Source organism: Spirillospora sp. CA-142024, from assembly GCF_050942325.1.
Classification (GTDB): Bacteria; Actinomycetota; Actinomycetes; order Streptosporangiales; family Streptosporangiaceae; genus Spirillospora.
The window spans coordinates 8,962,958-8,977,847 of sequence record NZ_CP192077.1; the positions used below are offsets into that span (position 1 = coordinate 8,962,958).

Sequence of the window (14,890 nt, forward strand, 5' to 3'; positions counted from 1 at the left end):
CATCGGCGAACACATAAGTCATGCGGAAGACGCGCCCTTAAGAAAGGCGCGCCAAGCGGGTAGGAGCATCGGGCGACCGATGGGCTGATAAAGCCACCCGCTTGAGGATAAAACGAAATGGCCAGCAGCGACCTGCCGATCGCCGCCTTCCGCGACCAGATCGTGACGGCGGTGGCCGAGAACCCGGTTGTCATCGTGACGGCCGAAACCGGGGCTGGAAAGAGCACGCAGGTGCCCCGTTTCTTGCTCGATGAAGGGTACGACATCGTGGTGACGCAGCCGCGTTCTCTGGCGGCCAAAACGGTCGCCGAGCGGGTGGCCCATGAAGCGGGTACCCCCGTCGGGGGCCTGATCGGGTTCCGGACCAGCGACCAGAGGAAGCAAAGCGGGGCGACTCGCTGCCTCTTCACCACAGATGGGCTGGCGCTGGTGCGCGAGCTCACGGGCGCTCGCCGGGCGTCCGTGCTCGTCCTCGATGAGGTTCACGAGTGGAACCTCAACATCGAGACCCTGGTCGCGTTGCGCAAGCTCCAGTTGGAGAAGGGCGCCGACTTCAAGTTGGTCCTGATGAGCGCAACGCTCCAGGCAGAGGAGTTGGCGGCCTACTTCGGCGGGGCGCCGATCATCAGCGTGCCGGGACGCGCCTTCCCCGTGGAGGAGCGGCCGGCCAGCGGTGCCGACCTGGAGCAGGACGTCGTTTCCCTCCTCAAGGAGGGCCGCAACGTGCTGGTCTTCCAGCCTGGAAAGGCGGAGATCTCGCAGACCATTGGCCGTCTTCGAGCGGTCAAGGGCCTCAACGCCGAGATCGTGCCCCTGCATGGGGAGCTGACTCCGCAGGATCAGGCCAGGGCCTTCGCTCAGTCGGGTCGGCCGAAGTGCGTCGTCTCCACGAACGTGGCGCAGACCAGCGTCACGATCCCGGACATCGATGCCGTGGTCGACTCCGGTCTGGAACGGAGGGTCGAGCTGGTGAACGGGGTCGACGGCTTGTACGTCGGACCCATCAGCCTCGCCGACCGCGCCCAGCGCAAGGGCCGGGCCGGCCGGACCAGGCCGGGTATCTACATCGACTGGTGCACGAAGGGCGGAAGGCGCGAGTTCGCGAAGGCGGAGATCCTCCGCCGCCGGCTTGAGACTCAGACCCTTCGACTGGCCGTCGCAGGGTTCGACGTGGAGGAGCTCCGGTTCTTCCACCAGCCGGGCCTCCGTGCCATCCGTGAGGCCAAGCGGGCGCTTCGCGCGCTGGGCTGCACGGACGCCGACGGCAAGGTGACGCGCACCGGCCGCCGCGTCGCGAAGCTTCCCGTCTCCGTGCAGCACGCACGGATGATCATGGAAGCGGATCGACTCGGCGTAACCGATGACGTCATCACGGTCGCGGCGATCCTCGAACAGGGAGAGATCAACGCTCGGCTGTGCGGCCGGTGCCGGAAGGCGGGAGCGCCGAGGTGCTCCTGCTGGCAGCGGCTGGTGTCGGATGAAACGTCCGACATCATGGCCCAGCTGGCGGTCTACCGCGCCGCTAAGCGCATGTCCCGCAAGGAGATGACCCGAGCGGGCGTCTCCCCCAAGGCCTTCTACCAGGCCAAGGAGAAGCGGCGGCGCCTGGCCGGTGCCCTCAGGGGCAAGGTCGGGTCCGGCTCGAACGGCCGGCGGGAGAACATCCTCCGGGCGGTCTGCGCCGGGATGGTGGATCACCTGTACGAGCGGCAGTACGGGTACTACTCGAACGGTGACGGGGTCAGCCGGACCCTCGCTCGTGAGTCGTTCGTGGGCGGTGCCCAATGGCTGATCGGTCTCCCGTGGGACCTGGAGGTCGAGTCTCATTACGGTGGGACGCACATCCTGCGGCTCGTCCGCATGGCCACTCCGGTCGACCCGGAGTGGTTGATCGACGTGGCTCCGCACCTGACGGAGCGGCGGGAAGGTCTGGACCCGGCGTTCGACGATGAGCAGGACGAGGTGGTCTCCACCACCCAGCTCCTGTTCAACGGCCAGGTCATCAAGACCTTCCGAAAGGTCGACCCGTCCTACCCTGACGCGGCGGAACTGCGTCGGGCGGGCCGGAACGAACGTCAATGGCGGTCGTGGACCGAAAGGCCCGAGATCGCCCTGCCGGACGTGACCGGCGCCGACACGGTCCCGGAGATCGTCGTCCGCACCTACGGTGCCGACGCCGAGACTGGGGAACCGCTGCGGGCCTACGGGACCGTCGCTCCGTACGGCGACCGGTGTTACGACTCCGATCCCTGGTTCGAGGTCCTCTGGGACCGGGACCCGGAGGTGGCCGCGGAGCACCGTCGGAAGGCGGTCTCTTCCCTGGAGTCCATCCGGGCGGAGGCGTCAGCCGAGGCGGAGCGCCAGGTAGCGGCCGCATAGGTTCCGCGCGAACCGGCAGCAGCATCAGGGCGTCGGCCGAGACGCTCTGAAGTCTCTGAGGAGGAGGTTCTCCTCATCACCGGATGGGCCCCGCGCTTGCGCGGGGCCCATCATCGTTCCGGCGGTCAGGGCAGGGTGTGTTCGAGGAGCAGGCAGGCGCCTATGGCGGTCATCGCGGTTCCGGAGAGGCGGCTGATCAGGCGCGCGGTGCCGGGGCGTGCGTTCAGCACGGTGCGGGTCAGGGTGCCCAGGCAGAGGTAGAAGCCGGCGCAGGTGGTCACGAAGGTCAGGCCGAGGACGCCCAGTTGCGCGGACATCGGCCAGCCGTCGTCCGGGTCGGTGAACTGGGGCAGCAGCGCGACGAAGATCAGCAACCCCTTGGGGTTGAGGCCGCTGACGCCGATGCCGCGCAGGAAGGTGCCCCAGCCGGTGCCCGGATCGGCCTGGGGGTCAGGGGCCGAGGGACGGGCGAAGTTCGTCGCGCCGTGCCACATGAGGTAGAGGCCGCCGACGACGGTGAGGCCGGTCAGGACCGACGGTGACCCGGCGACCGCGGCGCCGACGCCGGCGGCGACGATCAGGGTGATCGCGGCGTAGCCGACGACGAGACCGCCCACGGCGGGGACGACGGAGTCTCCTCGTAGGCCGGCGCCGATGGTGAAGGCCCAGTCCGCGCCCGGGACGACGATGAGCAGAAGCGCGACCGCCCAGAAGGCGAACACCGAGCCCGCTGCCATGTCAGTTCTCCCCGGATATCGGCTGTTACCGGGAGAGTACGTTTGATCGGGCAGGAAATGGTTCCAACATTTGCCCTGGTCGAACGCTTCCGTGCGAGGATTTACTACATGGACGCCATTGACCGGAAAATCCTTGCTGTGCTCCAGGAGGACGGCCGGTTGACGGTCACGGACCTGGCGGCGCGGGTGGGGCTGAGCGTCTCGCCGTGCCATCGCCGGTTGCGGGAGCTGGAACGCAGCGGGGCGATCCAGGGATACCGCGCGATCGTGGATGCCGCCGCGCTCGGCCTGACGTTCCAGGCGCTCGTGTTCGTCACCATGCGGCAGGAGGACCGCGAAACGCTGCTCGGTTTCGAGGCGGCGGTGGCCAGGGTGCCCGAGGTGGTGCAGGCGCAGCGGCTGTTCGGCGATCCCGACTATCTGCTGCGCATCGTCACGGCCGACCTGACCGCGTATCAGGAACTGGAGGACGACGTGCTGTGCGCGCTGCCCGGTGTGCAGCGGTTGAACTCCACGCTCGTGATGAAACACGTCGTCCATGACCGGCCGCTGCCCACGGAACGTCAGCGGCGGTAGAGGTTGAACCTCTCCTCGCCGATCTTCTCGCGCAGGGCCGGGTCGTCCACGCCCTGGCCCTCCGCGGTGGCACCGCAGAGGACGGCGACCTTGCCGATGTGCTGGTTCGTCTGGACGGCGCGGGTCGCGTCCCCGGCCTCGTCCAGCGGGAAGACCCGCGAAAGCGTCGGGTGGATCATGCCGAGGCCGATCAGCCGGTTGATCTCGACGGCCTCGTGGTAGTTGAAGCCGTGCGAACCGATGATGCTCTTCAGCCGCATCCACAGGAACCGGTTGTCGTACTCGTGCTTGTAGCCGGTGGACGAGCCGCAGGTGACGATCTTGCCGCCGCGCTTGGCGACGTAGACCGACGCGCCGAACGTCTCGCGGCCGAGGTACTCGAACACGATGCCCGGGTCCTCGCCGGCGAGCCGGCGGATCGCCTCGCCCAGCATCCGCCCGGCCTTGGGGTGCCGGAGGCCCTGCTCGCCGAGGTCCAGCTCGTTGCGGTTGATGACGTGCTCGCAGCCCTGGGCCCGGACGATCTCCGCCTTCTCCTCCGACGAGACGACGGCGACCGGGATGCCGCCGCCGTTCCTGACGAGCTGCGTCGCGAACGAGCCGAGCCCACCGGTCGCGCCCCAGATCAGGACGACGTCCCCCTGCTTCATCCGGGCGCCGTGCGTGCCGACGAGCATCCGGTAGGCGGTCGCGGCGCAGAGCGTGGTGGAGCCGGCCTCCTCCCACGTCAGGTGCGCGGGCTTGCGGATCAGCTGGTTCGCCTTCACGATGCAGTACTCGCCGAGCGACCCGAAGTTCGTCTCGAAACCCCACGCGAGCTGGGTCTCCGACATCATGCCGTCGTCGTAGGAGCCGTGGTCCTCCTCGTCCACGTAGGACGGGGAGAGGACGACCTTGTCGCCGACCTTCCAGCTCTTCACACCGCTGCCGGTTCGGACGACGACGCCCGCGCCGTCCGAACCGAGGATGTGGTACGGCAGGTCGTGCCGCGCGCCGTGCCAGCCCTGCCGGCCGAACTTCTCCAGGAACGCGAACGTCGGGATCGGCTCGAAGATCGCCGACCAGACGGTGTTGAAGTTGATCGCGGCGGACATCACCGCGACCACGCACTCGTCGGGGGCCAGCTCGGGCATCTCGACCTCGCCGACGTGCATGGAGCGCCGCACGTCCTTGTCGGCCTGACCCTCGAAGATGCCGACCTCTTCCTTGCGGGTGAACGCGGCGCGGAAACGGGTCGGCAGGTCGATGTCCTGCAGCTCGGGGCCGCTCGCGCCGGAGCGTACGGCGTCGAGCAGGTCGTTGGACGAGCCGGGGTGGGCCATGGGTGTCCTCCGTGGAACGACGGGGTTCGTGGGGCGGCCGTCAGCGGGCCGCGTCGAGCGTGGGGACGGCGTCGCGCTCCCGCCGTCCCGACAACCGGGCCTCCAGGTGCGCGGCGAGAACCTCCACACCGGGCGGATCGAGCAGGTTGAGGTGGTGTGCGCCGGGGATCGTGACGATCTCCAGGTCGGAGCAGAGACCGCCGAAACCATTGGTCCCGTCAAGCGCATAGCGGGCATCCCGGACGGCCCAGGGGGTCTCCTCGGGCGCGTGGTAGAGGATGACGCGTCCGTCGTACGGCTGAGGACGGTACGCCTCCAGGGAACGGGTGTCCTGGTGGGACGTCAGCTGGTGGGTGAGGGCCGCCGGGGGGATGTGGTCCACGAGCGGGGCGGCCCTTTCCATGACCAGCGCGAACTGCGATTCCTCGTCCAGCCCGGACAGCTCCTCGTAGGTGAGGGTGACGTCCAGGCCGTACGTCTCGTTGATGTAGTCGGCGAACGCGGAGAAGCGGCGGGCGAGGGTGTCGGACTCGTCGTCCACCGCGAGCGGGAGGCCGGCGTCGAACAGCGCGACGAACTCGACCTCGCGTCCGGCCGCCGCCAGCTGCCGGGCGGTCTCGTAGGCGAGGACGCCGCCGAACGACCAGCCGCCGAGCCGGAACGCGCCCGCGGGCTGCTCCTCCACCAGATGCCGGACGTACCGGGCGGCGCGCTCCTCGACGGACGGCGCGTCCTCGAACCGCTCCAGCCCGTACACCGGCTGGTCGTCGCCGAGCAGGTCGATCAGCCGGCGGTAGCAGGCCGTGGTGCCGCCGGCCGGATGCGCGATGAAGATCGGCCGCCGGTCCCCGGAGGGCTTCAGCGGGCGGACGGTCCGCCGCGCCGCCTCCTCGTCGGCCGCCCGGATGAACTCGGCGACGTTCTCCGCCGTCGGCACCTCGAACAGCTCGCCCCGGGTGATCTCGCCGCCCAGTTCCCGCGCGACCGTGGCGACGATCCGGTCGGCCTGGTGCTCCTGCCCGCCGAGATCGGCGAAGAGGTCGGCGGTGACGCCGACGCGGTCGAGCCCCAGGACGTCCTCGAAGATGCGGACGGCGAGGCGCTCGGCCGCATCGCGCGGCATGACATATCCGGACTCGGCATTCGAAACCGCCGCGGGTGCGGAGGCGTCCGCCAGGCCGAGCTCCCCGGCCGCCCACTCCTCGAACGCGTTCACGCTGGCGCCCTGGAGCAGGACCGACGCCGGGACGGTCAGCCCGAGGTCGTGCTCGACGCCGCTCTTGATCCGCACGGCGACGAGCGAGTCGAGGCCGAGGTCGGTGAGCGGGACGGCCGGGTCGAGGCGCTGCGGGTCGAACCCGAGGACGGCGGCGACCCGGTGCCTGACCTGCGCGCCGACCATCTTCCGGGCGGTCGCCGGGTCGAGGTCCGCGAGCGCCTCCACGCCCGGCCAGCCGGTGTCGTCCCGGCGCTCGTGCGCGGCCTCGGTCAGCGCGGCGAAGTACGGCATGTTCCGGATCTCGGGGAACAGCCCGACCGCCGTGGCCGGGTCGAAGCGCAGCACGCCCGTCGCCGGCATGTCGTGGACGAGCAGCGTTTCGAGCGCCTCGGCGCCCTCCGCCGGGCTGAGCGGGTCGATGACGGCGACCGACGTTCCGGTGGCTCCGCCGACCTGTGACCAGGTGCCCCAGTTGACGGTGGTCCCGGGACGCCCGTTCGCGCGCCGGTACGCCATCAGCGCGTCGATCGCGGCGTTCGCGGCGGCGTAGGCGGCCTGGCCGGGCGAGCCGAGCAGCGCGGCGGCCGACGAGTGCATGACGAGCCAGTCGAGATCGGCGTCCCAGGTGGCCTCGCTGAGCCGGCGCGCGCCCTCGACCTTCGCCGTCCACACCCTGTGGAGATCGTCCGGCCCGAGGTCGGCGATCAGCCGGTCGTCGATCGCGCCGGCGCCGTGCACCACGCCGCACAGCCTGGTGCCGCCCTCCTGCGCGACCCTGACGAGCCGCTCGGCGGTGCCGGGACGGGCGATGTCGCCGAGCACGACGCCGACGTCCACACCGTCCTCGCGGAGCCGGGCGATCACCTTCTCGGCGTCGGCGTCCGGGCCGCCGCGCCCGGACAGGACGATCCGCCCGGCTCCTCGTTCGGCCAGCAGCCGCGCGGTGACCAGCCCGATCCCGCCGTACCCGCCGGTGATCACATACGCCCCGCCACGCCGGACGATCCGCTTCTTCTTCGCCTCCGACTCGGGCAGCACGGCCTGCGCAAGCCGCGCCACATGCCGCCTGCCACCCCGCCACGCGACCTCTCGCGCGTCGTCGTTGCTGAGGAGTTCGGCGACGAGATCCGCTGGACGGTCGACATCCACATGCGTGGCGCGCTGGACGGTCCGTTCGAAGGCAAGCACACGTGTAAGCGCACTGACGAAGCCATGGCCCGGCAGACCCTCCCCTTCGAGCGGCAGGGCGGCGCGGGTCGCCACGTAGAAGCGGGGCCCGTCCGGGAGTGAACGGCTCACGCCTGCGACGGTGAGGACGAGTTCCTCGTCGACGAGGTCGGCCGACGGCACGAGCACAACGCCCTCGACCGGCTCGTCCATGGTGGGGTGCTCATCCGGCGGCCGATCCATCACCCGGTGCCGGACGACCGTCTTCCCGCGCCGCTCAAGCTCTGCGGCCGTGGCGGCGGCGAGCGCGTCGTCCTCCTCGGAGAGCACGAGCCAAGGCGCCCCCGAGGAATCCGCGGCCGCGACGTTGTGGAGAGGGGTCTCGTCCCAGACGAGTTCGACGAGCTTGTCGGTGAGAGGGACGGGGACGTCGTGACGTTCGACTTTGCGGAGCACGATGCCGGTCGCTTCGGCGAGGATCTGGCCGTCCGCCGCCAGGAGCGTGACAGAGCCCGTCACGCCGTCCTCGTCCCGCACGACCTTCGCCTGGACGTGGCCGCCGCGATGGGTCGGTCCGTACACGCGGAGGCTTCCGATCGTCTCGGCGAGCCAGACGCCGCCGTCGCCGGCCGCCGCCTCGTCCGACAGGACGTACAGGCAGCGGTCGAACACCTCCGGGTGCAGGCGGTAGTGGCGGCTGCCGCGTTCGGCCGCGGCGACCTCGGTGGCGGCGCCTGGCCCGGGTGCGGCGGGGGCGCGGTGGTCCACGCCGACGTCCGCGCTGGCGAGCCGCACCCATGTGCCCGCCGGCGTCAGCGCGTGGACCTCCACCCGCTCCTCCGCCTCGGTGAACGTCGTGGTCACCGTCGTGTGGCCGGCGAGGGCGAGCGGCTGCTCCATCCACAGGCTGTTGACGCGGACGTCCTCAGTGCCCAGCACGGTCGCCCCGGCGGCGACCGCCATCTCCGCGAACGCCGCGACCGGCAGCGCGGGGAGGCCGTGGACGGTCAGGCCGCCCAACCACGGCTGCGCCGTGAGGCCCACGTCCGCGCGCCAGGCGTGCCGGTCCTCACCCGGCAGTTCCACGTGCGCGCCGAGCAGCGGATGCTCGTCGCGCTTGGCCGCCGTGCGCGCCCGCGCGTCCACCCAATGGCGTTCGTGACGCCACGGCGACTGCGGGACGTCGATGATCCGCCCGTCGGCGGGCGCGGCGGTCGCGTGGCCGTGCGCGGCGAGGGTGGCGAGCTGCGCGTGGAACGTCAGCGTGTCGTCGGTCTCCTGGCCCTTCGGCGCCCGCTTCAGCGTGTGGGTGACGAGCGCGCCCGTCCCGTCGAGGGTCTCGCCGATGGCGTGGGCGAGGATCGGGTGCGCGTTGACCTCGACGAACGTGCGGAACCCGTCTTCGGCGGCGGCCGCCACGGCGTCCGTGAGCCGCACCGCGTTCCGCAGGTTCGCGGCCCAGTACGCGACGCCCAGATCCGGCTCCGCATCGAGGAGGGCCCGGGGGTCGTCGAGGGCCGTCGTGTAGAGCCTGATGCCGCCGGCGAGCGGTACGCCGCGTTCGGCGCCGACCTCGGCGAGGAGTTCGCGCAGGTCGGGGAGGAGCGGGTCGACCTGGGGGGAGTGGCCCGCTCCCTCGGCCTGGACCATCCGGGCGAGGCGACCCTCGGCCTCGGCGCGCTCGACGATCTCGGCGACCTGGCCGGCGTCGCCGGTGACGACGGTCTGCTTCGGCGAGGAGTGGACGGCCGCGTACACCTCGGGGAGGCCGTCCGCCAAGCGCGCGACCTCCTCGGCGGACGCGCCGAGGACGGCCATCGCGCCGCCGCCGACCAGCCGCGTCAGCAGGCGGGACCGGCGGCAGATGACGCGGACGCCGTCCTCCAGGGTGAGCGCGCCGGCGACGACGGCCGCCGCGACCTCGCCCATCGAGTGCCCGATCACCGCGCCGGGCGTGACGCCGTGCGCCTGCCACGTGCGGGCGAGGGCGATCTGGACGGCGAACAGCACCGGCATCGTGTCGGCCGGGCCGTCCGGCTTGCGGCCCTCTTCGAGGAGCGCCCACAGGCCGGGGCCGCCCTCCTCGGCGAACAGTCCGTCCAGGTCGTCGATGGCCTCGGCGAACGCGGGCTCCTCCTCCAGGAGGCGCCGCGCCATTCCCGCGCGCTGTGCCCCGTACCCGGAGAAGACCCACACGGGACGCCCGGGAGCGCCGAGCGCAGTGCCCGTCACTACACCGGGATGGGGACGGCCCTCGGCGAGGGCGACGAGTCCGTCGATGAGCCCTGCACGGTCCCTGGCGGCGACGGCGGCGCGGGCTCGCCCACGGCCGGCACGCCGGTGCAGGGTCCGTGCGACGTCGGCGAGCTTTTCGTCCTGGGTCGGGAGCCAACCGGCTAGAAGGGCCGCATGGTCGCGGACGCGGTCGTCGCTTGTGTCGGACAGCGGGAACGTCCGGACGACGGCCGGATGGGCGGTCGTGTCCTGCGCAGGAGCCTCTTCCAAAAGGACGTGTGCGTTCGTCCCACCGAAACCGAACCCGGACACGCCGGCACGCGCGGGATGGCCCCGGTCGGGCCATGGTGTCTCCTCCGCGACAACGGCTAGGCGCAGTTCGTCAAAGGGGATGTGCGGGTTGGGTTCCTTGTAGTGCGCGCTGGGCGGGATGACTTTGTGATGCAGCGCGAGGACGGTCTTGATGAGCCCGGCCATGCCCGCCGCAGACTCCATGTGCCCGAGATTGGACTTCGCGGAGCCGAGCAGTAGCGGATCCTCGGGTTCGCGTCCCGCACCGAGGATCTCGCCGACCGCCTTGGCTTCGATCGGGTCTCCGAGGAACGTCCCCGTCCCGTGGGCTTCGACGTAGTCGACCTCTCGCGTGTCGATGCCCGCGGTCGCGTACACGTCCCGCAGGAGGGCGCGCTGCGCGTCGGAGTTGGGGGCGACGAGGCCGTTCGACCGCCCGTCGGAGTTGACGCCCGAACCGCGGATGACGGCGAGCACCCGGTCGCCGTCGCGTATCGCGTCCGGCAGCCGCTTCAGGACGACGGCGCCGCAGCCCTCCGCGCGGACCATGCCGTCGGCGGACGCGTCGAACGCCTTGCAGCGCCCATCCGCCGCCGTCCCGCCGGCGAGGTCGAACGTCATCGTGACGGTCGGCGACAGCAGCAGGTTCACGCCGCCGGCCAGCGCCATGTCGGCCTCACCGGCGCGCAGTGCCTGGACGGCGAGGTGGGTGGAGACCAGCGACGACGAGCACGCGGTGTCGACGACCATGCTGGGCCCGCGCAGGTCGAGCAGGTACGACAGCCGGTTCGCGATGATGCTGAGAGACGCGCCCGTCGCGGTGAACGGTTCGAGGGACGCCAGGTCGGCCGCGGTGAACGCGGCGTACTCCGGCGCGGACACGCCGACGAAAACGCCGGTGCGGCTGCCGCGCAGCGACGCCGGGCCGATGCCCGCGTGCTCGAACGCCTCCCACGCCACTTCGAGGACGAGCCGCTGCTGCGGATCCATCACCGCGGCCTCACGCGGGGTGATGCCGAAGAACTGCGCGTCGAATTCGGCGATGTCGTCCAGGAAACCGCCGAGCCTCGTCGTCCTGTCGAGGAGGTCGGCGACCTCTGGGGAACCGTCGTCGAACGGGGCCCAGCGGCCGTCCGGCACTTCGCGGATCGCGTCGCCGCGTCCGGTCAGGAAACGCCAGTAGCCGGCGGGACCGGTCAGGTCACGGCCGCCGCCGGGAAAGCGGAGCCCGATGCCGACGACGGCGATCGGCTCGTCGTGCACGGCCTGCTTCACAACCGGTTCCGGCGGTGCCTCGGCGGGGCCGTCCCCGCGCGTCAGCGCCACGGAGAGCTTGTTGATCGTCGGGTGCTCCCAGACGAGGGTGGCCGGGAGGGCCCGTCCCAGCATCTGCTCCAGCTCGCCGGCGATCGCGACCGCGTCGCGGGAGGCCAGCCCGAACTCCTCCAGCGGCCGGTCGGGGTCGATCTCGGCGGCGGTGGAACCGGAACGGCGCGCGATCTGCCCGATCAGGTGCCGGCGGATCGAATCCTCGCCGATCCGAGTCTCGTCCTGCGCGTTCTCCCGCGCGGCCCCGGAACGATCGTTGCTCTGCATGCGCTGGGGTCCCCCCATGAAACCGGGATCGTTCATCGAGCGGAGGGACCACTTTGTCTTACGCCGACCTGCTCACGATGCGCATCCAGACCACTTTTCTCGCACACGTCTTGTCACGGTGATGACAAGACTCTGCAGGAGCCAATGTGGCGTGATGGGATAGTCGGTGCACCCCGGCCCGGAGTCAGGGCTGAGTAACGAGATGCGAACCAATAGTAACAATAGCGACGACTGTTATTAGGGGGAAGCGGCGGATTTCCCGCGGGCGGTGCGGGAGTTCACGCCGCACGGACTGTTGACCCGCGGCCGATACCGATGGGCGCTGGCGGTGGTGGCCGTCAGCGCATTCATGATCACCATGGACAACACGGTGGTCGCGAACGCGCTGCCCACCATCATGAGCGACCTCGGCATGTCCAACTCCGCCAAGGACTGGGTCGCGACCGGCTACATCCTGATGTTCTCCTGCCTGATGATCGCGGGCGGGCGGCTCACCGACGTCTACGGCTGCCGCGTCACCTTCATCTCCGGAATGGTCGTCTTCACCGCCGCGTCCGCCGTCTGCGGTCTCGCCCCCGACTCCGCGACCCTCATCCTCGCCCGCGTCGCGCAGGGCGCCGGCGCGGCCCTCGCGCTGCCCGCGACGCAGGTCATGGTCACCGTCGGACGCACCGACAAGCAGCGTTCCCTCGGCACGATCGTCTGGGTCGGCGCCGCCTCCAGCGCCACCGCCCTCGGCCCCACCATCGGCGGGTTCATCGTCCAGCAGTGGAACTGGGGCTGGATCTTCCTGATCAACATCGTGCCGGGCGTCCTGGTCGTCCTGCTCGGCCTCGTCGTCCTCACCGGCAAGGGCGACGACCGCGACGCCCGCGTCGACCTGCCGGGCGTGCTCATCTCCGCCACCATGCTGTTCGCGTTCACCTACGGGCTGGAGTCGGGGAACAAGCACGGCTGGGCCGACCCGTCCGTGATCAGCGTGTTCGTGCTGGCCGCCATCGCGCTGACCTGCTTCGTCCTGGTGGAGAGCTGGGCCCCGGACCCGATGATCAACCTCCGGTTCTTCCGCAACCGGGTGTTCGCGGGCGGGCTGCTCTCGCAGATGCTCTACGGCATCGGCTTCAACGGGATGATCTTCTACTCGGCCACGTTCCTGCAGCGCTTCCTCGGCTTCTCGCCCCCCAAGGCGGGCCTGGTGATGCTGCCCCCGTCGATCGCCATCATGGTGATGACGCCGGTCGCGTTCTGGCTGGCCGCCAAGCTCGGCCCCCGTCCGGCGATCGGCGGCGGCCTCGCCCTGATGGCCTTCGGCATGTTCCTGTTCTCCACCATCCGGCAGGGCGACCAGTACGCCGACCTCATGCCCGGCGTCCTCATCGTCGGTGTCGGCGCCGCGATGGGCATGCCGCTCGTCATGTACGTACTGAAGGCCGTCCCGGAGGACCAGGCGGGCGTCGCGAGCGGCATCATCAACGTGATCCGCGAAGCCTCGGGCGCGTTCGGCATCGCGATCCTCGGCCTCCTCATCCACCACGTCCCGGGCGAGGGCGCGAGCGCCGCGGAACTGGAGACGTTCCGCGGCGGCACCGCCTCCGGCCTCGTCCTCGGCGCCGCCCTCGTCCTCATCGGCGGCCTGATCAGCGGCTTCACCCTGCCCAGCCGACGCGGCTGGATGGGCCCGAAGCACGGCAAGTCGTCCCCCCTCGGCACCGAGGAGCCGGCACGCCGCCCGGGCCCTGCCGCGGCGCCCCGCGACCCCGTCCCGGCCCTCGCCGCCCCTGCCACCGTGGCCGGCGCCGCACCGCCCAACGAGCCCTTCCCGCTCCCCCTCACCTGGGAGGACGACCCCATGCCGACCTCCACCCCGGGCCCGCACTGGTGGACCGACACCGAGCCCAAGCCGCCCGAGGACGCCGCCACCTGGACCACCGGCCCATCGGAGTCCCTGCCGACCCTCTGGCCGGCTCCCCCGTCCACACCCCCGGCACCCCCCAAGTCCGAGGACGACCTCGATGGCGAGCCGGAGCGGCCCGCGCCTCCGGACGGGTGGTACGAGCCCTATGTTCCGGAGGAGCGTTCGGCGGAGGAGCCCCACACCGCCCACCGCAACGACGCCTGGTAGGAGACGACGTGAGCCGAATCGTGATCTTCGCGGCGGGGTCGCGGGGTGACATCCAGCCCTGCGTCGCGCTCGGACGGGCGCTGCGGGCGCGGGGCGACGAGGTGCGGCTGGTGGCGAGTGCGCGGTACTCGCCGATGGCCGCGGCGGCGGGGCTGGAGCTCGCGCCGCTGACGGCGGATCCGGCGGAGATACTCGAATCGGACGCCGGGCAGGAGTTGCTGGCCGGCGGGCGGAATCCGGTGAAGTTCCTTGGCGGGTTCCGGCGGATAATCGGGCCGATGGCCGAACGGCTGTTGGCGGAATGTTCCGACGCCTGCAAGGGCGCCGATCTGATCATCGGGCCCACCCTCGGTTTCCTTCCCCGGCACATTGGTGAACACCTCGGCGTTCCCTGGGCGCTGATTCATTTTCAGCCGAGCGAGCCGACAGGCGCGTTTCCTCATCCGTTCGTTCCGCAGGCGCGGCTGCTCGGTCCGTGGGCGAATCGCGCGAGCTTCCTGGCGATCGATCAGATCGCGTGGCAGTTGTCCCGCCCTTTCATCAACCCCTGGCGGGAGGAGTCGCTGGGGCTGCGGAGGCTGCCGTTGCGGGGCGAGCGGGCGGCCGGTGGCCCGGTGCTGGCGTGCTTCAGTCCGGCGGTCGTTCCGAGGCCCCGGGATTGGGCCGCCAATGTGAACATGACCGGCTACTGGTTTCTCGATGAGCCTGATTGGCGGCCTCCCGGGGAGCTCGCGGAGTTTCTGGCGGCGGGCCCGGCACCGGTGTACGTCGGGTTCGGAAGCATGGTGCCGAAGGACGCCGAGATGACCGGGATGGTCGTGCGGGCGGCACTGAAGCTCGCGGGCGTCCGCGGCGTCGTCCAGGGTGACCCGGCGACTTCGGACGACCGTGTCTTCGCCGTCCAGGACGTCCCGCATTCGTGGCTGTTCCCGCGAATGGCGGCCGTCGTGCATCACGGGGGCGCCGGCACGACAGCGGCCGGGCTGCGGGCGGGGGTGCCGGCGGTGGTGTGCCCGTTCTTCGGTGACCAGCCGTACTGGGGCGAGCGGGTCGCGGCGCTGGGTGCGGGGCCCACCCCGTTGCCGTTCCGGGCGATGACGGTGCCCAGGCTCGCCCGGAAGATCCGGCGGGCCGTCCGGGACCAGGCGATGGCCGACCGGGCGGGCGAACTGGGGCGGATCGTCCGGGACGAGGACGGCGTGGGGCGTGCGCTGCGGATCATCGACTCGATCCGCTGAATGCGCAT

Annotated in this window: 7 protein-coding genes; 4 read left to right on the forward strand and 3 right to left on the reverse strand. The window is 71.0% G+C overall.

From position 1 onward, the window contains the following. Window positions 1–117: 117 nt before the first annotated feature. Window positions 118–2,379, forward strand: coding sequence for a helicase-related protein (locus ACQPZP_RS42525; protein WP_433475270.1), 2,262 nt, complete (start codon window positions 118–120; stop codon window positions 2,377–2,379). Between the two features lie 125 nt (window positions 2,380–2,504). On the opposite strand, the gene ACQPZP_RS42530 is transcribed toward ACQPZP_RS42525, so the two are convergent. Next, window positions 2,505–3,116, reverse strand: coding sequence for a LysE family translocator (locus ACQPZP_RS42530; protein WP_433475271.1), 612 nt, complete (start codon window positions 3,114–3,116; stop codon window positions 2,505–2,507). Window positions 3,117–3,224: 108 nt separating this feature from the next. On the opposite strand from ACQPZP_RS42530, the gene ACQPZP_RS42535 reads away from it, so the two are divergent. Then, window positions 3,225–3,692 carry an Lrp/AsnC family transcriptional regulator gene (locus ACQPZP_RS42535; protein ID WP_433475272.1) on the forward strand — a complete coding sequence of 156 codons (468 nt, stop codon included), beginning with the start codon at window positions 3,225–3,227 and terminating at the stop codon, window positions 3,690–3,692. Here ACQPZP_RS42535 and ccrA read toward each other — a convergent pair. Together ccrA and ACQPZP_RS42545 are read right to left on the reverse strand one after the other, a co-directional pair. Beyond that, complete coding sequence (gene ccrA / locus ACQPZP_RS42540; RefSeq protein ID WP_433475273.1) at window positions 3,680–5,014, reverse strand: crotonyl-CoA carboxylase/reductase; 1,335 nt, start codon at window positions 5,012–5,014, stop codon at window positions 3,680–3,682. The genes ACQPZP_RS42535 and ccrA overlap by 13 nt on opposite strands. A 40-nt stretch (window positions 5,015–5,054) precedes the next feature. After that, window positions 5,055–11,522, reverse strand: coding sequence for an SDR family NAD(P)-dependent oxidoreductase (locus ACQPZP_RS42545; protein WP_433475274.1), 6,468 nt, complete (start codon window positions 11,520–11,522; stop codon window positions 5,055–5,057). A gap of 295 nt (window positions 11,523–11,817) precedes the next feature. Between ACQPZP_RS42545 and ACQPZP_RS42550 the strand changes: the two genes are divergently transcribed. Beyond that, the gene (locus ACQPZP_RS42550) at window positions 11,818–13,644 is read left to right on the forward strand and encodes an MFS transporter (protein ID WP_433475275.1); all 1,827 of its coding nucleotides are present in this window, start codon (window positions 11,818–11,820) and stop codon (window positions 13,642–13,644) included. Between the two features lie 8 nt (window positions 13,645–13,652). Next, window positions 13,653–14,882, forward strand: a complete 1,230-nt coding sequence (locus tag ACQPZP_RS42555) for a glycosyltransferase (protein ID WP_433475276.1) — start codon at window positions 13,653–13,655, stop codon at window positions 14,880–14,882. The last annotated feature ends 8 nt before the right edge of the window (window positions 14,883–14,890 follow it).

What these genes read in the sequence shown, in the direction of transcription:
- ACQPZP_RS42525 (WP_433475270.1), top strand. Translation starts at nt 118, where the DNA reads ATGGCCAGCAGCGACCTGCCGATCGCCGCCTTCCGCGACCAGATCGTG.
- ACQPZP_RS42530 (WP_433475271.1), bottom strand. Translation starts at nt 3,116, where the DNA reads ATGGCAGCGGGCTCGGTGTTCGCCTTCTGGGCGGTCGCGCTTCTGCTC.
- ACQPZP_RS42535 (WP_433475272.1), top strand. Translation starts at nt 3,225, where the DNA reads ATGGACGCCATTGACCGGAAAATCCTTGCTGTGCTCCAGGAGGACGGC.
- ccrA (WP_433475273.1), bottom strand. Translation starts at nt 5,014, where the DNA reads ATGGCCCACCCCGGCTCGTCCAACGACCTGCTCGACGCCGTACGCTCC.
- ACQPZP_RS42545 (WP_433475274.1), bottom strand. Translation starts at nt 11,522, where the DNA reads ATGCAGAGCAACGATCGTTCCGGGGCCGCGCGGGAGAACGCGCAGGAC.